This window comes from Gluconobacter oxydans, from assembly GCF_006539685.1.
GTDB classification, from domain to species: Bacteria; Pseudomonadota; Alphaproteobacteria; order Acetobacterales; family Acetobacteraceae; genus Gluconobacter; species Gluconobacter oxydans.
Genome location: NZ_BJNM01000024.1, coordinates 1 through 20,086, shown reverse-complemented (window position 1 = coordinate 20,086; position 20,086 = coordinate 1). Strand labels below are relative to the sequence as shown.

18 protein-coding genes and 1 pseudogene are annotated in these 20,086 nt (G+C 62.2%); 15 read left to right on the top strand and 4 right to left on the bottom strand.

All coding sequences use genetic code 11. The annotated features are described in order from the left end of the window. Positions 1-35 precede the first annotated feature (35 nt). Positions 36-644: a hypothetical protein gene (locus tag GOX01_RS09940; RefSeq protein ID WP_024717123.1), complete on the bottom strand. Its 609-nt coding sequence runs from the start codon at positions 642-644 to the stop codon at positions 36-38. Between the two features lie 72 nt (positions 645-716). After that, positions 717-1,610: a hypothetical protein gene (locus GOX01_RS09935; protein WP_131973890.1), complete on the bottom strand. Its 894-nt coding sequence runs from the start codon at positions 1,608-1,610 to the stop codon at positions 717-719. Positions 1,611-2,040: 430 nt separating this feature from the next. Here GOX01_RS09935 and GOX01_RS09930 point away from each other — a divergent pair, with 430 nt between their 5' ends. The 5 genes from GOX01_RS09930 (at position 2,041) to GOX01_RS09910 (ending at position 7,526) form a co-directional block, all read left to right on the top strand. Then, positions 2,041-3,504 (top strand): glycosyltransferase family 4 protein, encoded by a 1,464-nt coding sequence (locus tag GOX01_RS09930; protein ID WP_011253131.1) that lies wholly within the window; start codon positions 2,041-2,043, stop codon positions 3,502-3,504. Further along, entirely contained in the window at positions 3,501-4,874 is a 1,374-nt protein-coding gene (locus tag GOX01_RS09925; RefSeq protein ID WP_011253130.1) for a glycosyltransferase family 4 protein, read from the top strand. The genes GOX01_RS09930 and GOX01_RS09925 overlap by 4 nt, the downstream gene beginning before the upstream one ends. Positions 4,875-4,990: 116 nt before the next feature. Beyond that, on the top strand, positions 4,991-6,097 hold the full coding sequence (gene mtnA, locus GOX01_RS09920; RefSeq protein ID WP_011253129.1) for an S-methyl-5-thioribose-1-phosphate isomerase: 1,107 nt from the start codon (positions 4,991-4,993) through the stop codon (positions 6,095-6,097). Between the two features lie 99 nt (positions 6,098-6,196). Continuing rightward, positions 6,197-6,550 (top strand): hypothetical protein, encoded by a 354-nt coding sequence (locus GOX01_RS09915; RefSeq protein WP_131973891.1) that lies wholly within the window; start codon positions 6,197-6,199, stop codon positions 6,548-6,550. 55 nt (positions 6,551-6,605) lie between these two features. Further along, positions 6,606-7,526: a DUF2272 domain-containing protein gene (locus GOX01_RS09910; protein WP_049750779.1), complete on the top strand. Its 921-nt coding sequence runs from the start codon at positions 6,606-6,608 to the stop codon at positions 7,524-7,526. Here GOX01_RS09910 and GOX01_RS09905 read toward each other — a convergent pair. Beyond that, positions 7,502-7,930, bottom strand: a complete 429-nt coding sequence (locus tag GOX01_RS09905; RefSeq protein ID WP_011253126.1) for a rhodanese-like domain-containing protein — start codon at positions 7,928-7,930, stop codon at positions 7,502-7,504. The two genes, GOX01_RS09910 and GOX01_RS09905, sit on opposite strands and share 25 nt — an antisense overlap. Before the next feature lie 57 nt (positions 7,931-7,987). Here GOX01_RS09905 and GOX01_RS09900 point away from each other — a divergent pair, with 57 nt between their 5' ends. The 4 genes from GOX01_RS09900 to GOX01_RS09885 all read left to right on the top strand — a co-directional run bounded on the left by GOX01_RS09900 (position 7,988) and on the right by GOX01_RS09885 (position 12,627). Beyond that, on the top strand, positions 7,988-9,043 hold the full coding sequence (locus tag GOX01_RS09900; protein WP_062269036.1) for a cysteine synthase A: 1,056 nt from the start codon (positions 7,988-7,990) through the stop codon (positions 9,041-9,043). Positions 9,044-9,142: 99 nt separating this feature from the next. Further along, positions 9,143-9,868: a response regulator gene (locus GOX01_RS09895; protein WP_011253124.1), complete on the top strand. Its 726-nt coding sequence runs from the start codon at positions 9,143-9,145 to the stop codon at positions 9,866-9,868. A gap of 5 nt (positions 9,869-9,873) precedes the next feature. Continuing rightward, positions 9,874-11,490: an ATP-binding protein gene (locus GOX01_RS09890; protein WP_011253123.1), complete on the top strand. Its 1,617-nt coding sequence runs from the start codon at positions 9,874-9,876 to the stop codon at positions 11,488-11,490. Positions 11,491-11,580: 90 nt separating this feature from the next. Then, positions 11,581-12,627, top strand: coding sequence for an aldo/keto reductase (locus GOX01_RS09885; protein ID WP_024716606.1), 1,047 nt, complete (start codon positions 11,581-11,583; stop codon positions 12,625-12,627). Between the two features lie 49 nt (positions 12,628-12,676). On the opposite strand, the gene GOX01_RS09880 is transcribed toward GOX01_RS09885, so the two are convergent. Beyond that, complete coding sequence (locus GOX01_RS09880; protein WP_011253121.1) at positions 12,677-14,020, bottom strand: RsmB/NOP family class I SAM-dependent RNA methyltransferase; 1,344 nt, start codon at positions 14,018-14,020, stop codon at positions 12,677-12,679. A 75-nt stretch (positions 14,021-14,095) separates the two neighbouring features. Here GOX01_RS09880 and GOX01_RS09875 point away from each other — a divergent pair, with 75 nt between their 5' ends. The 6 genes and pseudogenes from GOX01_RS09875 to GOX01_RS13015 form a co-directional block, all read left to right on the top strand. Further along, on the top strand, positions 14,096-14,791 hold the full coding sequence (locus tag GOX01_RS09875) for a YggS family pyridoxal phosphate-dependent enzyme (RefSeq protein ID WP_011253120.1): 696 nt from the start codon (positions 14,096-14,098) through the stop codon (positions 14,789-14,791). A gap of 115 nt (positions 14,792-14,906) precedes the next feature. Further along, complete coding sequence (locus GOX01_RS09870; RefSeq protein WP_011253119.1) at positions 14,907-16,934, top strand: potassium transporter Kup; 2,028 nt, start codon at positions 14,907-14,909, stop codon at positions 16,932-16,934. Continuing rightward, positions 16,931-18,109: a radical SAM family heme chaperone HemW gene (gene hemW, locus GOX01_RS09865; protein WP_011253118.1), complete on the top strand. Its 1,179-nt coding sequence runs from the start codon at positions 16,931-16,933 to the stop codon at positions 18,107-18,109. Before GOX01_RS09870 ends, hemW begins: the two co-directional genes overlap by 4 nt. A gap of 36 nt (positions 18,110-18,145) precedes the next feature. Further along, the gene (locus GOX01_RS09860; RefSeq protein WP_011253117.1) at positions 18,146-19,246 is read left to right on the top strand and encodes a nucleoside hydrolase; all 1,101 of its coding nucleotides are present in this window, start codon (positions 18,146-18,148) and stop codon (positions 19,244-19,246) included. Between the two features lie 26 nt (positions 19,247-19,272). Continuing rightward, a complete protein-coding gene (locus tag GOX01_RS09855) occupies positions 19,273-19,692 on the top strand; it encodes a DUF1489 family protein (RefSeq protein WP_011253116.1) in 420 nt (139 codons plus the stop codon). A 49-nt stretch (positions 19,693-19,741) separates the two neighbouring features. Then, a pseudogene (locus GOX01_RS13015) lies at positions 19,742-20,086 on the top strand (hypothetical protein); the annotation flags it as partial.

Here is a 20,086-nt window from a genome sequence, read left to right as displayed (position 1 = left end):
GAAGCGTCGAAAATCCCTCTCGCCCTCATGCGGCATCAGCGCCGACCAATCAGGAGCAAAAGGGCCCGCTGATCCGTATTGATCCCCTCTTTTGCGGGAACGAACACCTTATCCGCCCGGATGATCGTCCTGCTGTTGGCCGGAAGATCGATCACCGTCTTCTCTCTAGGCTGAAAGCCAATGTGTCGTACAATATTGCCTGTAGAGACCGACACTCCGGGCGAAGAAACGACATAAGGCCGGCCAATTTCGAGCCGCGCTGGCGCAACACCCGTCTCGACCACGATCTGCTGTCCCATCCAGTTCACTTCAGCGGGACTTGGCCAGTAATCTCCCGAAATGTGAAAGAGCGGCAGCGTCTCGCGCGGCGGGACCCGCACTATGATCATGTCTCCATCCCGTTCAGCCGGCCAGTGTGTCTCGAGGATCGCCTGCCTCAATATGTCCTTCGTCCTGGGCCCGATGACAATGGCCGTCGCGTGGTGATCGACGCAGTAAAAACCCAGCTGTTCATCGAAATGCGGCGGTATGGCGTTATTCAGAAAGGCTGAAAGAACAGCGTCGTTATGCTCACTGGTCGGAGTATAGCCGAGATATCCGCCCGTCTGCCGAAAGGCGTAGCCGGACTGGAGCTGCCACGCCACGGAATGGCCCAGATACCCGAACGGAAGAACAACCAGAACAGGATCGTTGCCAAAATGACTCTTTATACTGGCCTAGGTGAAAAACGGACTGGACGTTGTCGCTTCCCACCCCTGCGCCGCCGGAGCGGGAAACAGGAACAGGAGCCCGCATAGAACAACGCCATAGCGACCTACTGTCGGACGTTGAGCGAGAAACACTGCACACAGGACAGTCAGAGCCAGACTGGTAAACATCGCAAATCTGACGGGAAGAACTGAACTCACAACAGGCAGATGATCCACGAGATGCCATGGCAGGGGGCCATGGGCGACGTTCTCCCCCGCATGGAGAACACCGCCCAGCGAGAAAAGAACGGAAATCCAGAATACCAGCACACACCGCTTCACCAGAAGCGAACTCCGGAATGCGATGGTTGAAAAATAGACGGCCAGAAGAAAAAACGGCAACCCGATATAAGCGTCCTGCTCACTGATATTCCCCGTGAACTGATCGGATACCGAACTGAACAACGCCCCACCGGGAAGCGTCACCGGCGTGGGAACCAGAAAATTGAGAATGTCAGCAGAATAGAAATCCGGATCATTCAGCTGCCCCGGCACGACCTTCATACCCTTGACCAGATACAATAAAAACGGCGATGCAAGAATAATCGTTACAATCCCGGCCAGCCCAACATCACGTGCCAAGTCACAACCCCCATCACGGCGGAAGTAAATAGGACCTCCGTGGAGATACCGAGCTGGAGCAGTGCAGTCATCGACAACGCCACAATAAAGCGGAGCCTTGTGATCGTCCGGTCGAGATACGCTTTGCACAACAGCAGGCAGACCGGCAAAGGACTCCACCACATCGGCCCCTACACCAATCAGGTGGTGACGCAGAGAAAACCCTTTGACGAGCAGTAAGGCAGAAAGTGCGAAATAGACTGCGAACGCACTGATGCGTCTCTTTGTGGCAGCTTTCACGGGGCAGCAATCATCGGCAAACCATCCGTTTCTTTTTCTAACCGTCTTAAGGAACGGTTAAACAAAAAAACGAGCCTGCTTCAGGGACAATCACGTTCCCGCAGGACACAACGCGAGAACTCACGGGACCATGATTAGAGGACCGCGAAAAATCAGCTCCCGTCCCCTTGTCTTACAGAGGCTTTGCAGCCGAATACTTTAAAAAACGCTCAGGGCTCCTGAATGTATTTCCAGAAAAAATAAACTATGTCGGAAACATGTCGCAAGTTTGATGAAATGTATCGTCCCGAATATTCAAGAAAAATAATCACTTACCTGCGATGCTATGACCACCCCTTGCCCCCAAGGCGATGATTATTCTACAACACTGCGTTAGCGATATTTGAAAGACCGACGATTTCGTCGGCAATAGCGAAGCCAGTTCGGACATATGACCAAAGAGTACACCATCTGGATCGATATCGAAGATATCTTCCGGTATTTCGAAAACAATACCCGCCCCAGCGGCATCCAGCGTCTTGTGTTCGAAATACTCAGTGTCATCCGCCAGCAGGCTGCCGCAAAACCGGATATCGGCCGTATCGTACTCACCCGTCGGAACACAGGCGCCATCCCCGAGACAGGCCCTCTCCTTTCTCCCGTTTCCTTTGACGCGCTGAACACGCTTTTTTCCACCCATACCGACGAAGCGACACCCACTCATACAGAGGGGCGCAGCGCGACCCATGCGCCGTCCCACTCCCTGATGCGCCGTGTGCGTCATTTCATTATTCGGCGCATCGAGAGCCTGCCGCCCGAACTGGCACGTCTGCTCCTGAACCTCGCCGTCAATCAGCTCAGGGCCCTGCAGCTTTTACGCCGTTACGCCCGCACGAAGTTCCAGCGGGCCACCCCGTCGCGCCCCACAGCGCAGCCCCCCCTGCCCCCCACCACATCCTCAGCCACATCGACCGACGTTCCAAAACCCGGTGACATCTTCCTGATCCTCGGTGCCGCATGGTCGGAGCCCGATTTCGGCGAACGCCTGGCCCGGATGCGCAGAACCTACGGCATCCAGCCTGTCCTGCTGCTTTATGATCTCATTCCCGCTGTCCGGCCTGAATGGTGCGCGATTTCCCTGATCCGGGATTTCCGGCACTGGCTCGACACCACCCTTCCCCAGTGCGGTCGCCTTCTGGCCATCAGCCATGCCACGGCCGAGACCGTAGAGGATTACGCCCGCAAACAGCGTCTGAAACTGCTGGCGCCCGTACAGACCATCCCGATTGGCAGCGGCTTCGGGCCGCCCCGCAGGATCGAAAACGAACGTCCCAAGGGTCTTCCCGCCAAGGACAGCTATGTGCTGTTCGTGTCCACCCTTGAGGCGCGCAAAAACCACCTGCTGGCATTCCGCATCTGGCGTCGCCTCGTGGCAGATCTCCCCACTGAACAGGTTCCGACGCTGGTCTTTGCCGGGCGCGTCGGCTGGCTAGTCTCTGACCTGATGCAACAGCTTGAAAATACTCAATGGCTGCGAGGCAAGATCCGTTTCCTGCGCGATCCATCAGATATTGAACTGGCCCATCTTTATGATGGCTGCCTGTTCACACTTTTTCCCTCCCTGTTCGAAGGCTGGGGCTTGCCGGTTACGGAAAGCCTCATGAATGGCAAGCCCTGCGTGGCCTCCAACGCAACATCCATTCCCGAAGCTGGCGGTCCACTGACACGCTATTTCGATCCGGAAAACATGGATGATGCCTACCGTGTGGTCCGCGAGACGATCGAAGACCGCGACGGTCTGAAAAAATGGCAGGATGAAGTTCGAACTCAGTTCAGACCCACCCCATGGAAAGACACGGCTGACGCCATTCTTGACGCCTGTCATGCCGCTCACACGGAGGGGAAAACATCATGACCTTCTGGATCGATGTCGATGACCTGCTGTTTCATCTTGTGCATCACGGTCGGCCGAGCGGTATCCAGCGTGTTGTTTTTGAATTTGGCACTGCACTGCGCGAGCTACATGGCGAGAATGTGCAGTTTGTCCGACGGGGGCCGGATAGCGGGGATCCGCGCGATTTCCGGACCGTGAACTGGTCTTTCATCGAAACGCTTTTTCGTCGGGTCATGACACCGGAGGATCTTCCCGCCTCCAGACAGCCGGACTACATGCCGGGCACGCCTGACGGCCAGGAGCAGACGGACGTGTTACCTGCGATCCTGCGTATGGAGCGTCAGGTTTTCCAAGGCATGATGAGTCTGCCGGGGACAGTGTGCAGGGTGGTGGCTTCAGCCATCCGCAAACGCCGCAGGGACCGTACAAAAAGCTTGGCAGGCGGACTGTCTGAAGGAACGAGGCTCTTTGAAGCGGCGAGAGCGGGGGATGTTTTCCTGACGCTTGGGGCGCCCTGGCATCATGAGACGTACAGCCAGACGGTCCGCTGGCTGCGTGACGATCTGCGAATGTATTATGGTCTGCTTATGCATGATCTGATCCCGATCCTGCGGCCGGAATGGTGTCATCAGGGGCTCGTCAAGATTTTCGAGCGATGGCATCAGGACATCTTTCCGCTTGCCGACATGATCTTCGCCAACAGTCATGCCACAGCACGCGATGTTCAGGACTACCTGGCGCAGAAGAACATCAGCACAAAGCCTGTTTTGACCACACCGCTCGGGGCGGGCTTTGGCGTGGCCGATGCGCCGATGGCTCCGGTCTCCGTGGTCGAGGGGCCATATGTTCTTTTTGTTTCGACCATCGAGGCGCGCAAGAACCATGCTCTGCTATTCCGGGTGTGGCGGCAGTTGCTGGAAGACATGCCGGCGGATGCGGTTCCCACGCTCGTCTTCGCGGGGCGCGTAGGCTGGCTTGTCTCTGATCTGATGCAGCAGCTTGAAAACACGCAATGGCTCGACGGGAAAATCCGTTTCATCCAGAACCCGACCGATGCCGAGTTGCAACGCCTTTACGCCGATTGCAGCTTCAGCGTCTTTCCATCCTTCTGTGAAGGCTGGGGTCTGCCGGTGACCGAAAGCCTTGCGATGGGGCGTCCCTGCGTTGCGTCCAACACGACTTCCATTCCCGAGGCCGGGGGGAATCTCGGCCGATATTTCGATCCCACCAACCTGCATGATGCCTACGACGTCATCCGCAGGACCATCGAAAACCCCGAAGATCTTGCGGCCTGGACCCGTCAGGTCCAGACGGAGTTCAGACCAAATTCCTGGAAAGACAGCGCCCGGATCATTCTCGACACGGCCCTCTCCCACCCCGCTGTCCTCTGACTTGCCCCTTGAGTTGACGACCCCGGTCGCGCACATGCAGCGGGACCGGAAAACGCCCAAGCATATGCTAGAGCACCTGTCAGAATCGTCACTGCCCAGCCGAGGAGCATCACGTCATGAAAATCAACGGCATTTCCTATCGCAGTCTCTGGCGCCCTTCCGACGATGCGAGCAGCATCCGGATTTTCGACCAGACCCGCTTTCCCTGGAACGTGGAGATCCTGGAGCTTCGGGATGTGGGCGCCGTCGCTGACGCCATCACCAGCATGCAGGTGCGTGGCGCACCGCTGATCGGGGCAGTTGCGGCCTATGGGCTGGTTTTCGCGCTTCAGGACGATGCCTCGGACGAAGCTCTGGAGAAGGCCGCAGCCTTTCTGGTGGCCACGCGCCCGACGGCCATCAACCTCCGCTGGGCCATCGAGCGAATGGTTGCGCGCCTCAAAGCCGTCCGGCCGACGGAGCGCGTTGCGGCAGGTTATGTCGAAGCCGATGCGATCTGCGATGAGGACGTGCAGGTCAATGAGGCCATCGGCCGCCATGGGCTGGAACTGATCCGCGAAATCTGGGAGCGCAAGGGCAAACAGGGACAGGTGAACCTGCTGACGCACTGCAATGCCGGCTGGATCGCGACCGTGGACTGGGGCACGGCCCTCGCCCCGATTTACATGGCCCATGACGAGGGCATCCCCGTGCATGTCTGGGTGGACGAGACCCGCCCCCGCAATCAGGGCAGCCTTCTGACCGCATGGGAACTGGGCAGCCACGGCGTGCCGCATACCGTGATCGCAGATAATGCCGGCGGGCATTACATGCAGACCGGGCGTGTGGACATGGTCATCGTGGGCACCGACCGGGTGACCGCTCAGGGCGATGTCGCCAACAAGATCGGCACGTATCTCAAGGCGCTGGCCGCCCATGACAACAATGTCCCGTTCTGGGTGGCGCTGCCGTCCTCGACGATCGACTGGCGTGTGCGCGACGGCGTGAAGGACATCCCGATCGAGGAGCGCAGCGCAGACGAAGTCCTGTTCATGACGGGACTGGACAGCAACGGGGAAGCCGGCCGCGTCCGGATCGCACCGCTCAACAGCCCGGCAGCCAACCCGGCCTTTGACGTAACGCCCGCGCGCCTCGTGACGGGTCTCATCACCGAACGCGGACGCTGTGATGCATCCGAGGCCGGGCTTCAGTCCCTCTTTCCGGAGCAGACGAAAGCCCACTGAGGAGTGTCCTCCTGCCAGGACCTGGACTGCGCAATACTATCTCCTATTCCGGTCTCCGGGGAACCACATGCGGCCCTTCTTCCGCTGTGGTTCCGCATCATGCGGGGTTTCCTGATGGCCAACGCCATTGCCGGAATGGTCGCGGGCGTTTTTCTTCCCGGTAGCGGGTTCGGCGCTGGCATGGCCCTGTCCAGCCCCGACAACGAGCCGCTTTTCGGATGGTGCCTGCTTTTCTCTCTCCTGCTCCTACCGGTCATCTGCATCGTGACAGCCATCCTTCTCTTCAGGGCGGCGTCCCCCTCCCGGATGCGGATGATCGTGAACACGCTGGTTTCGACAGTTCTGCTCGGCATCTGGTTCCTTCCCACGGGCGTGCCACTGCTTGAGAAAGCCTGTACGAAAATCATGGCGGCCCATGCGGCCAGCCATGCCCCTCTGAGCGCCCGTCCTTGACGCCCCGGTCGTCTTGGCCCTTCATTCAGCCTGGGAAACAGATCCCCCAACGAGGATAACAGTGCCAGATTCGCATATTTTCAGGCGAGCAGCTGCTACGGCCGCCCTGCTCGCACTGGCTGCATGTTCCAGCCAGCAGAGTGTCCGCCCGTACCCGGCCCGCACGCCGAACGCCCAGTATGCGAACGGAACCACTGGTCCGGCTGGCTATGACAGCCACGTCCCGGATTTCGCCACCCGCAATTTCGAACCGTTCAACCGTCAGGACGTCGCGGCTATTGCCCTGCGCGAATGGCGGATGTTCGGCTCACCCGTCTCGGACGACGATCCCGAAGACCGCCCCGAACCCACCGATGCCGCACTGAAGCCCGAACGCCTCCCCGGCCTGTGGCAGCGCGTTGGCGAGTACTGGTGGATCGGGCAGGACCCGTACGAGACGGAAGTCGGCTGGACGGGCAAAACGGACTCCCAGGGCACCCGTTTCGAGATCGAGCACGACGGACATTACGCCTGGTCCGCAGCTTTCATTTCCTATGTGATGCGGGTCGCCGGAGCCAACGACCGCTTCCCGTATTCGCCCAATCACTCAACCTACATCAACGCCGCTGCCAGCGGACAGTCCAGCGGTGTTACGGCGCATGATCCGGGCACCTATGCCCCGAAGATCGGCGACCTGATCTGCGTCGGCCGAGGGCGCAGCAAGACCGTCACCTTCTCCATGCTGCCCACCAGCTACGGCTTTCCGGCGCATTGCGGCATTGTGTCCGCGACGAACCAGAATGCCCAGCCCTTCGGGCATGAGCTGAGCATCGTCGGCGGTAACGTGGATGATGCCGTGGCCCTCACCCATGTTCCCACGGACGCCAACGGCATGATCGCCGATGGCTTAGGGCACAGCTATGACAGCCGTTATCCCTGGTGCGCCGTGCTGGAAGTCCATTACGACGCGGATCAGGAACCCGACAGCGGCATGTAAGAGGACGGCAGGCCGCTGGAGCGCCAGCCTTTGCCGGGGCCGTGCTGGTCCTCGAATCCGTCCACGATATTGCTGACATCCGCATAACCGGCGTTTTCCGCCAGAAGTGCGGCATGATGCGAGCGCACCCCCGACCGGCAGAGGAACAGCAGCGGCGTCTGCTGATCGGGGACGGCTTCGAGCAGCGCTTCCACGAACCCCTGCTGGCGGTCCGGCTGCCAGGTGATGCACAGGAGCGGCGCGGTCATCGCGTCGGCGTCCGGCAGGCCCACATGCATCCATTCCGGCGGTGTGCGGACATCCACCAGAATGGGACGCGGCGCGCCTTCATCGGCATTGCCGGTCGCGTTTTCAGGGTCTTTTTCAAGCATTTCCCATGCCTGTCTTGCCGTCAGGACCTTCATGCTCTTCCTCATCCTTCCAAAACGCGTTCTATAATTCACCCAGCACAGGAGTGAACTATGACTGACATCTCCCCGAACCGCCAAACCATCCCCCAGTCCTCCACGAAGGGATGGCAGACCGTCTCTCCGGGCATGACCGCCGCGATCGGGGGCACCCCCCTCATCCGCCTCCGGCGCGCCTCGGAGGAAACGGGCTGCGACATCTACGGCAAGGCCGAGTTCATGAACCCCGGCGGCTCCGTCAAGGATCGTGCAGCCCTGGCGATCATCGAGGACGCGCTGAAAAGCGGAGCGCTGAAGCCCGGCGGGACGGTCGTGGAGGGAACGGCCGGCAATACGGGAATCGGCCTCACACTGGTCGCCCATGCCGTCGGCTGCAAGGCCGTGATCGTCGTGCCGGAAACACAGAGCCGTGAGAAGCTGGACTTCCTGCGTATGATCGGCGCCGATCTCCGCCTTGTTCCTGCCAAGCCGTATCGCGATCCGCGCAACTATGTTCACGTCTCGCGCCGCCTGGCCGAAGAGATCGGCGGGTTCTGGGCCAACCAGTTCGACAACACCGCCAACCGCGAAGGCCATCGCGCCACCACGGCACGGGAGATCTGGGAGCAGACGGGCGGGAAGGTCGATGCCTTCACCTGCGCCTGCGGCACAGGCGGGACGCTGGCGGGCATCGCACTCGGGCTGCGCGATCAGGCGCAGGCTACCGGGAAAACGGCCCCGCGTATCGTCCTGGCCGATCCGGAAGGCTCCGCGCTTTATGGCTGGGTCAAATCCAACGACCTCACCATCACCGGCGGCTCCATCACCGAGGGCATCGGACAGGGCCGTGTGACGGCCAATCTCGAAGGCTCTCATCCCGATGACGCCGAACGTATCCCCGATGCCGAAGCGCTGGAGCAGATTTTTTCCCTGACTTCTGAAGAAGGTCTGTCGGTTGGAGGCTCGTCCGGAATCAATGTTGCTGCGGCAATACGGACAGCACGCAGACTTGGTCCCGGACATACGATTGTTACAATTCTGTGCGACGGTGGTGCCCGATATCAGTCCAAGCTGTTCAATCCGGAGTTCCTGCGTGCGAAAAACCTGCCTGTTCCGCCCTGGCTGGCCTAACATCGCTTCCCTGTCTGTCCCGGCCGGAAATGCCGTTTTCCGGTCGGGCGGCATGCGCAGTCTGAACGCGGTCACAGCATTCCCGAAAGGCCTCTGGTCATGAGCACGGAAACCCTGCCCCATCTTCTGGTCGTGGATGATGACCGCGAAATCCGCGAACTGCTGAGCCAGTTCCTTGAGCGCAACCATTTCCGCGTCACGGCGGCCCGCGATGCACGGGAAGCCCGCAAGGCCTGGGCCAACGGGCATTACCAGCTCGTGGTGCTGGACCTGATGCTGCCCGGCGAGAGCGGACTTGAAGTCGCACGCTGGCTGCGCTCGCAGGACAATGTCCCCATCATCATGCTCACCGCCATGAGCGATGAGACGGACCGCATCATCGGCCTTGAATCCGGCGCGGACGATTACGTCGCCAAGCCATTCAATCCGCGCGAACTGCTCGCCCGTATCCGCGCCGTGCTGCGCCGGACAGTGGATGTGGAAGACAAGCGTCAGGCTGCCGATACCCGCAAGATCCATTTCGCCGGCTGGTGCCTCGACCCCGTGCGCCGCCGTCTGCTGAACCCGGACGGGGCGGAAGTCTCCCTCACGGGTGGCGAGTACGATCTGCTGATGGCGCTGCTCGAACGCGCCAACCGCGTCCTCACGCGCGACATGCTGCTTGAACTGCTGCGGGGCCGTCAGGCCGGGCCGTTCGACCGCGCGATCGACGTCGCCATCAGCCGCCTGCGCCGCAAGCTCGAGGATGACGGGCGCAATGCACAGGTCATCAAGACGGTCCGTGGCGGTGGCTACGTGCTCGCAGCGGAAGTGGAGCGTCTCTGAACCCGATGCACATCCTGCCACGGTCTCTTGTTGCCCGGACCAGCCTTCTGCTGATCGTGGGCCTTGCGGTTGTGGAAGCGGCGGGGCTCGGAATCCACGCGCTGGACCGCTTTGACCTGGAAGAACGCAGCCAGGTCCATGAGGAGCAGGTCCAGGTCTTTTCGATCTATCGCACGGTGGCGGAAGCCAAACCCGCCGACCGTCACGATGCGATCGACGACCTGCATATCCCGTCCAACGTCACGGTCCTGCTTCTCAAGGAGCCGGACCCGCTGATCGAGGGGCATGAAGTCCCCTTCCCGGCGATGACGTCGCCGTCCTTCCTGCACCGCCTGCATGACGATCCGCAGGGCCATGACGGCTTTCTGCCCCCCGGTCCGATGGATCCGGGCATGCCCCATCCGGGCCCCGACATGGGGGGGCCAGGCTTTCCAGGTCCTGGTCCGATGGACCCGATGGGCGGCGGACCACCGGGCGGACCGGAGTTTCATTTCCCCGCTGACCGCGCGGATGGCGACCACGCGGATGCAGAGCATCTGAACAGCGATCCCCGCTTTCCCGGCACCATTCGGCGCCGCGACATGCCGCCCTTCATGCGCTGGGCGCTCCTGCCGTCCTCGCTCTATCCGCGCAAGGTCCTGATCGGGCAGAAAATGCGCACGCATTCGACCTCGATCCTCCTGCCGGACCGGGACTGCTGGCTCGTAGTGCGTTTCGTCACCCCGCTGCCCAATCCGTTCGGTTCCCCGACTTTCATGATCGCCTTCCTCGTCATGTCGATTGCCGGGAGTGCGATGATCGTCTGGGCCACACAGCGCCTGATCGCGCCTGTCAGAACGCTGGCCAATGCAGCTGAAGCGCTCGGCCGGGACGTCCACACGGCTGCGCTACCCGAGAACGGTCCGTCCGAAATCCGCCGCGCGGCCATCGCCTTCAACACGATGGCCATGCGCATCCGCCGTTTCGTGACGGATCGGACGCTCATGCTGACGGCCATCGGCCATGATCTGCGCACGCCCATCACACGCCTGAAACTGCGCGCCGAATTCATTGACGACGAAGAACTACGCAACAAGGTCCTGGCCGATCTGGACGAGATGGAAGCCATGGTCTCGGCCACGCTGGCTTTCGGGCGGGACAGCGCGTCGGCCGAACCCATCGTCTCGCTCGACCTGCGCGCCCTGCTTCAGACCATCATGGACGAAGCGGCCGAAAGCGTGCCCGACAAGGCGGATGACCTGTTCTACGAGCCGCCCAATGTTCCCGTCCGGATCAAGGCCCGCTCCGTGGCGCTGAAGCGTGCACTGAACAACCTGATCCTCAATGCCCTGAAATACGGGGGCAGCGCGCATGTCACGCTCATTCCCGCCACCAATCCGGGCGAGAAGGACAATGTGGTCAAGATCCTGATCGAGGATAATGGTCCGGGCCTGCCGGAAAGCGAACTGGACCGTGTGTTCGAGCCGTTTGTCCGCATCGAGAGCAGCCGCAACCGCGAGACGGGCGGCAGCGGTCTGGGACTCTCGATCGCCCGCACCATCCTGCATGGTCAGGGTGGCAATGTCCGCCTCGAAAACCGGCCGAGCGGCGGGTTGCGCGTCATCGTCACGCTGGCTCCGTAATCCCGGTCCGGACAGGCCCGCACCTTGATCAATGGTGCCGGGCCTTCCATGCTGGGGGCTTCCCCCCCATTTTCTGATCAGGTCTTTTCCATGAAACAGCGTGAACTTGGCCGCACCGGCATTGCCGTCAGCGAAATCTGCCTCGGCACCATGACCTTCGGTCAGCAGAACACCGAAGCCGAAGGCCACGCCCAGCTCGACATGGCGCTGGACCATGGCATCAACTTCATCGACACAGCCGAACTCTATTCCATCCCGCCCCGTGCCGAGACGCAGGGCTCAACGGAAACCATCATCGGAAGCTGGCTGAAAGCCCGCGGTGGCCGGGACCGCCTCGTCATCGCCAGCAAGGTCGTCGGACGCACCGCCATGCCGTGGTTCCGACCCGATGGCGAGGAAGCCCGCCTGATCCCGCGCCAGATCCGCTACGCGCTCGAAGGCTCCCTGCGGCGTCTTGGCACGGACTACATCGACCTCTACCAGCTCCACTGGCCGGACCGGAAAATCGGCCTGTTCGGCGCAGGCGGCACGACGTTCCGCGACCTGCCGGAAGAAACATCCGTCCCCATCGAGGAAACACTCGGCGTGCTCGGCGACCTCGTGAATGAAGGCAAGATCCGCCATGTCGGCCTCTCCAACGAGACGGCCTGGGGTGTCTCGAAATTTCTGGAAGCCTCCCGCACCGGCCTGCCCCGCGTGGCCGCTATTCAGAATGCCTACAACCTGATCAACCGGACGTTCGAGATCGGGCTGGCGGAAATGGCGCTTCAGGAGAAGGTCGGGCTGCTGGCGTATTCCCCGCTGGCACAGGGCTATCTGACCGGAAAGTATCTCAACGGCGCCCGTCCCGCTGGCGCCCGCACCACATTGTTCGATCGCGGACAGCGTTACCAGAAGCCCGGCGTTGATGACGCCATCACGGCCTATCATACTCTGGCCCGCGAGGAAGGGATCGACCCCGTCCAGCTTGCCATCGCCTTCGTGACCTCACGGCCCTTCGTGACGTCCAACATCATCGGTGCCACCAGCCTGGACCAACTCCGCACCATTCTCGGCGCGGAAAACGTGACCATCACGCCCGAGCTGGAAGAGAAGATCAACGCCATCCATCAGGTCCACTCCAACCCGGCTCCCTGAGGCGGGGCATCCGGCATCGGGGCTTATGCGCCTCTGATGCCGGGCAGCATCAGACCTTGATCAGTCGCGCGGCGAAAAACCCGTCCATGCCGCCAAGTTCGCTCCACAGGCCCGGATGGGTGCGGAACATCCCGTCCCAGGTCCGTGCGACAGCCATATCGGCCAGTTCGGCTTCCGAGAATGGATCGAACTTCCAGCCACCACGCGCAATCGCGGCCTTGATCCGCTCCGGGCCTTCCTCGTCCTGAAGCGAGCATACGGCATAAAGCAGCACGCCGCCCGGCTTGAGCATCTCATGCGCGGCATCGATCAGCGCATCCTGACCTTCCGCCAGTGCCGTCACATCGCGCGGGCGCTTGATCCACAGCACATCCGGATGGCGGCGCAGTGTCCCCGTCGCGGAACACGGCGCATCCAGCAGGACCATATCCACCGGCGTTTGCGGACGCCATGTTGCGGCATCCGCCACGACCGTCTTTGCCGACAGCTTCAGACGCACGATGTTTTCTTCAAGCCGCTTGGCCCGCGCTTCCTCGCGCTCGACCGCCACGACATGCGCGCCCGCCGTCGCAAGCTGCGCCGTTTTGCCGCCGGGTGCTGCACAGAGATCCACAACGGTCTTGCCCGCCACGTCTCCCATGAGCTTGACCGGCATCGTCGCCGCCACGTCCTGCGCCCAGAATGCGCCGTCCTCAAAGCCTTCCAGCGTCGTGATCCGCGTGCCGGCCGGATAACGGACGGAGCCTGTCGGCAGCACCTCGCCCCCTTCCGGTGCGACCGCGCCCGGACGCAGCGTCAGATCCAGCGGGGCCTCACGGTGCAGGCCGCGTGAAATCGCCCGGGCCCGCTTGCCCCAGGCGCTCCACAGCCAGGGCGGCACATCCAGCCGGTCCTCGTCCAGACCGTCCAGAAGCTCCTGCCCCTCACGCGCGACACGCCGCAGAACGGCATTGGCCAGCCCTGCGAAGGGGGCCAGACCGCGACGACGAAGCAGGTCCACGATCGTGCCCACGGCCGCATGAGGCGGCGTTTCCAGATGCAGAAGCTGTGCCACGCCCATCAGCAGCGCACAGCGCACCGGCTCGGGCGGTTCGCGCCGCAGCAGGGGCTGGAGCAGTTCGGTCATGCTGCCCAGATGACGCAGGGTCGTTGCCGCCAGACGATGCGCGGATGCACGGTCGCGCGCGTCCATCGCGCCAGCACGGTCCAGCGTCGTCTCCAGCATCCGGCGATGCTCGACCACGCCACAGACGATATCAAAGGCCAGGTCGCGCGTCGGGTCCGGCGCAGGACGGCGCTGCGGCGTACGGCCTCCCTGGGGGCGGCGTGGTCCGCCGTTCCGGGTTTTGGAGGCCGGATTGCGGGGCGACGTGTTGGAAGGGGTCTGGGTCATGACAGGCTATCGATCTCTCGCATCCTGCCGAAATCGCATCTTGCGGCCACGGACGCAATGGCGTCTTCTCCAGACATGTCCGATCTTATTGCCCAGAACCTTATCAGCGGGAACCTCGCTGCTATCCGTCACCGCATCGCCCAGGCCTGCGAAAAGGCCGGACGCGCAGAGGCGGATGTCTCCCTCGTCGCCGTCAGCAAGTTCCATCCGATCGAGAGCGTGGAAGCCGCCCTGAATGCCGGCCAACACCTGTTCGGCGAGAACCGCGTGCAGGAAGCGGCTTCCAAATTTCCGGAACTCCGGCAGCGCTGGCCCGACCTGCGGCTGCATATCATCGGCGGACTTCAGACCAACAAGGCGGCCGAAGCCTGCCAGATCGCCGACATGATCGAGAGCCTCGACCGCCCGTCCCTGTCCGACTCCATTGAGAAGGGCGCGCAGAAAGCCGGGCGTCTTCCCGAGCTTCTCGTGCAGGTCAATACCGGCGACGAACCGCAGAAATCCGGCGTTCCGCGCGAAGAGGCGGATGCTTTCATCGAAGCCTCGCTCGAAAGGTTCGGTCCGAAAATCCGTGGCCTGATGTGCATCCCTCCCGAAGGCGAGGACCCCACCCCGCATTTCCGTCTCCTGCGCCAGATGGGCCATCGTCACGGCCTGCCGGTGCTGTCGATGGGCATGTCAGCGGATTTTGAGAAGGCCATTGCCGAAAATGCAACGCTGGTCCGGGTCGGAACCGCCATTTTCGGAAGCCGTCCCGCGCCACAATCCTGACACGCGGCTTGCGTCCGTCGCAGAAATCTTGTCATGAGGGACAGTTGCCGTGATGCGGAGCCGCGCTTGAAGGGTGCTGCGACAGTAGACAACGGCACTCTATTGACGCCCGTAAATGGAACCAGCAATGCCTGAACATGACGGTGACCACGCCTCAAACCCTCCTCATGGCGTAGGAATTCCCAACGACTCCGCCGGAATCGTGCAGACGATCGAGCAGGCCCGCTCGGAGGGACACACCCACGAAATCGGCGGTGGAGAAGAGGGCTCCGGCCATGAGCGTCCCGCCGGCATGGGTGCCCTGCTCGCGGTGCTGGGTGTGGTCTATGGCGATATCGGCACAAGCCCGCTCTATGCCCTGCAATCCTCGGTCAGCATCGTCAGTTCGCCGAAGGCGCCGGCCCAGCCCTGGGAAATCATGGGGCTCGCCAGCCTGACCTTCTGGGCGCTGATGCTCATCGTCACCATCAAATACGTCATCCTCATCATGAGGGCGGACCATGATGGCGAAGGCGGCATCATCGCGCTCATGTCCCTGGCCCAGCGCGTGTGCAAGTCGCAGCATTTCCGATGGCTCTTCGGCCTCGTGGGCATTGCGGGTACCTGTCTGTTCTTTGGTGACAGCATCATTACCCCGGCCATTTCCGTGCTTTCGGCCGTGGAGGGCATCGAGACTTCCGTTCCCTCGGCCAGCCACATCATCATTCCGCTGGCGATGGTCGTGCTGGTCGCCCTGTTCTCGGTGCAGGTGCTGGGTACGGGCAAGATCGGCAAGGCTTTCGGGCCGATCATGGTCTGCTGGTTCAGCGTGCTCGCCATTCTCGGCATCAAGGGCATTTTCCTCTACCCGCATATCCTGCTTGCCCTGTCCCCGACTTTCGCGCTCGAATTCATCGTTCTTCACGGCTATCTGTCGTTCATCGCACTGGGTTCGGTCGTGCTCTCCGTGACAGGTGCGGAAGCGCTTTACGCCGATATGGGGCATTTCGGCCGTGCGCCCATCCGCAAGGCCTGGCTGTTCTTCGTCCTGCCGTCCCTGACCCTGAACTATTTCGGACAGGCCGCCCTGCTGATCCGCGATCCGCATGCCCTGTCCAACCCGTTCTATCTTCTGGTGCCGCACTGGGCGCAGATCCCGATGCTGGTCCTTGCGACGTTTGCGACCGTGATCGCCTCGCAGGCCGGCATCTCGGGCAGCTTTTCCCTGTGCCGCCAGCTCATCCAGCTCGGCTATCTGCCCCGCACACGCATCATGCACACCAACGCCTCCGAGGAAGCACAGATCTACCTGCCGTCGCTGAACTGGATCCTGGCCTTCGGTGCGCTGGTTCTGGTTCTGGCGTTCCGCACATCCTCGGCCCTCGCCGCGGCTTACGGCATCGCCGTGACGGGCACGTTCCTGTGCACCTGCGTGCTGGCGATGGTGGTGTTCCGCCGCGTCTTCAAATGGAAATCCGCGACGGTTGCGATCGTCTTCGGCTTCTTCTTCATCGTGGACAGCATTTTCTTCTCGGCGAACGTACTCAAAATCCCCGATGGCGGCTGGGTCCCGCTGGCGATCGGCATCATCAGCACCATCATCATGACCACCTGGAAGCGCGGACGCAGCCTCATTGCGGCCCGTCAGCAGGCAGATTCCATGCCAATGGGCTCCTTCCTCGCCCGTCTACCGCAGTCCCGCACGATCCGCGTCCCCGGCCTGGCGGTCTTCCTGACCGCCAATCCGGACATCGTGCCGAATTCGCTGCTGCATAACCTCAAGCACAACAAGGTCCTGCACGATCACATCCTGTTCGTGACGGTCGAAAACCTTGACCAGCCGGAAGCCGAGCGCGGGCATCGCGCCATCGTTCAGGAACTGGCGCCGAACATCCACCGCGTCATCGTCCGCTACGGCTTCATGGAAATGCCCAACCTTCCGCGTGCGCTGCTGGAGCTGAATGCGCTCGGCGTGGCGTTCGATGCCATCCAGGCGTCGTACTTCACCTCGCATGAGTTGGTCGTGCGCTCCCGTGTGCCGAAGATGCAGCTCTGGCGGATGTGGATCTTCCTTTTCCTCCTGCGCAATGCCGCCTCCACGACAGAGTTCCTGCGCATCCCGCCTGACCGCGTGGTGGAGTTCGGCGTCCGGATCGCCATTTGACAACCACATCACAACCCGGCCCGCTCTCCCTCTACATCCACTGGCCATTCTGTCTGGCGAAGTGCCCCTACTGCGATTTCAACTCCCATGTCCGGGAGGTGATCCCGCAGCAGCGCTTCGCCGAGGTCCTGCGCCGCGAACTGGCCCATGACGCCGCCCGCCTGACCCGCGACGGCGTCAAACGCCCCCTGCGTTCGATCTTCTTCGGCGGGGGCACGCCGTCGCTCATGGCGCCCGAAACCGTCGCCGCCCTGATCGAAGACGCGCATCGCCTGTTCGATGCGGAAGATGATCTCGAAATCACGCTCGAAGCCAATCCGACCAGCGTCGAGGCTGGAAAATTCGCGGCCTTCCGTCAGGCAGGCGTCAACCGCGTCTCGCTCGGCGTGCAGAGCCTGCGTGACGATGCGCTGCGCAAGCTCGGCCGCGAACACTCCGCCACACAGGCCATCCGCGCGCTCGAAACCGCCCGCACCCTGTTCCCGCGGATTTCCTTCGACCTGATCTACGCCCGCCCGGGCCAGAGCGACGCCGACTGGACGGACGAACTCACCACCGCACTCGACCTCGTGGCCGATCACCTGTCGCTGTATCAGCTCACCATCGAGCCCGGCACGAAGTTCGAAGCCATGCACCGGCGCGGTGAACTCACCCTGCCCGACGAAGACACCGCCGCCCGCCTCTATGACCTGACCGGCGAAATAGCCGCCCGTCATGGTCTGCTGCCTTACGAAGTCTCGAACTACGCCCGCCCCGGCGCGGAAAGCCGACACAATCTGACCTACTGGCGCTATGCGGACTATATCGGCATCGGCCCCGGCGCCCATGGCCGACTTACGCTGGATGGCGAACTCTACGCCACCCGCCGCCATCGCGCGCCGGAGCCCTGGGCCGAGCGCATCGAAAAGACAGGCTCCGGCAGCACGGAGGAAACGCTCCTCAGTCCGGAAGAAAAGGGTCGCGAGGCGCTGCTGATGGGGCTGCGTCTATCCGAAGGGATCGACGCAGCCCGCTTTGCTGCCCGCACGGGACGAGCGCTCATGGACTGTGTGGACCCGGCCCTGCTCGAAGCCTGCATTGAGGAAAACTACCTTGAGCGGGACAACGGCATTCTGCGCGCGACGGGCGAAGGACGGCTCCGGCTTGAAGCAATACTGGCGCGACTGGTCACTTGAAGGCATGATCCGGTCTTAATCCATCTGGAAGAGACCATGCGCCGACCCATTCTCTCTGCCCTTCTGGCCGCCTGCACCGTGCTGGCCCCGCTTGCTGCTGCGAACGCTGCTCCTGCCTCAAGCCCTGCTCCGAACTACGTCGTACTCGATAACGACTTCCTCGGCCCGGGCGGCTCCAACATCCAGTCCATCATTCCGCTGCTCAACCGCCCCGGCGTGACGCTGCTCGGCCTGACCTCCGTCATCGGCGATGACTGGGAAAACGCGGGCACGGCGCATGCCCTCCGCTTTCTGGAAATCGCCCGCCAGACACAGATCCCCGTCGCTGACGGCGCCACCACGCCGCTGGTCAACACGGTGGCTGAGACGAAGCTGCGCGAACAGCAGTTCGGTGTCATTCCGTGGAAGGGCGCCTGGGGCGGTCTCGGCTCCATCGAGCACGTCCCGGCCACGCAGCCCCCCGTCGGCAAGCTGCCGGAAGGCGCACCGCATATCGCGGCCGATCCCCTGCCGGCCGCCATGTTCCTGATCCGCGAGGTCCACGCCCATCCGCATCAGGTCACGGTCATCGCCGCAGGCCCGCTGACGAACCTTGCGCTCGCCATCCGCATCGACCCGACTTTTGCAGCGACTGCGAAGCAGCTTGTCTTCATGGGCGGTCTGCTCGATGCCAGCATGATGTCCGTCACCGGCAATGCCGATTTCGCGTCCGACTTCAACATGATCATGGACCCCGAAGCCGCCCGCATCACCCTGACTGCGCCCTGGGCCTCCATCACCTGCGTCGGCAATGTCTCGAACGACATCATGATGACGCCGGAACTCGCGGACCGGATCGATGAGAAGCATAACGCCGTCACGGATTACCTGAAAAAGTATCAGGCCCCCCTGCCGCTGTGGGATGAACTGACCTCCGCCATCGCCGTTGATCCCACACTGGTTACGAAATCCGTTACGGCCGTTATGGACATCAACATCGAACATGGCATGGATTACGGCCACGCCCATATCTGGCCGGATTCCACGGCTCCGAAGGCCATGGGCCTGCGCAAGGTGAAGATCGTGCAGTCCATCGACAAGACGCGCTTCATCAACGATTTCGTCTCTCAGTCCCAGAACGCTCTGGGCACGCACTAAGAGCTTAAGGAGGGCACCCGACACACATGCTGAACATCATCAAGCTGGCCGTCGGCTGCCCGAGCCTTGAAGTCCTGCGCGAACGGCTGAACCACTACCGCGTCAACGGCCACGCCACCGTCCAGACCCGCACCATGCCCAAACGGGCCGAAGAGGTGCTGGACGGTGGCTCGCTGTACCGCGTGATGGACGGCATGATCCTGTGCCGCCAGCCCATTATCGGGCTGAAATCCTGCCAGCGTGCGGATGGCAGCACGGGCACGCTGATCGTCGTGTCCGATGACATCATCCCGGTCCAGCCACGCCCCATGCGCCCCTTTCAGGGCTGGCGCTATCTGGAACCCAAAGATGCCCCGCCGGATCTCGGCAACAGCCTGACGCAGGACGGAATTGCTGATCTTCCGCCCCAGTTGCGTCGCGAACTGGCCGAGCTGGCCCTGATCTGAGTTTCCCCGACAGGGACCTGCCTCATTTTTGCTGCATTCCGGGAACGGAATGGGACATGAAACGTCATGCCCCTATTCCGGGGAACCACAGGATGTCCCCTCTCCGCCTCACCGGGCGCCAGCAGGCGCTGCGTGCGGGCCAGAACAGAAGGAGTGCCGCCTTGCCGCCCTTTCCCCGTCCTTCCCCCGTCCTTCCCGAGCAGGTACGGCTGCCGTCACGCTGTCAGCGGCTCTTTCCATCGGTCTCGCCCTGACAGCCCCGCTGTCCGGCGCCCATGCGCAGACGACGGCCCCGGCTCCCGCCAGCGAGGCCAAGGTCCTGCCTGGCAAAATCGTCTATGCCCAGCTCACAACTCCCGATCTCGCTAGGTGTTTGGTCCCGGGGTTTGATGGG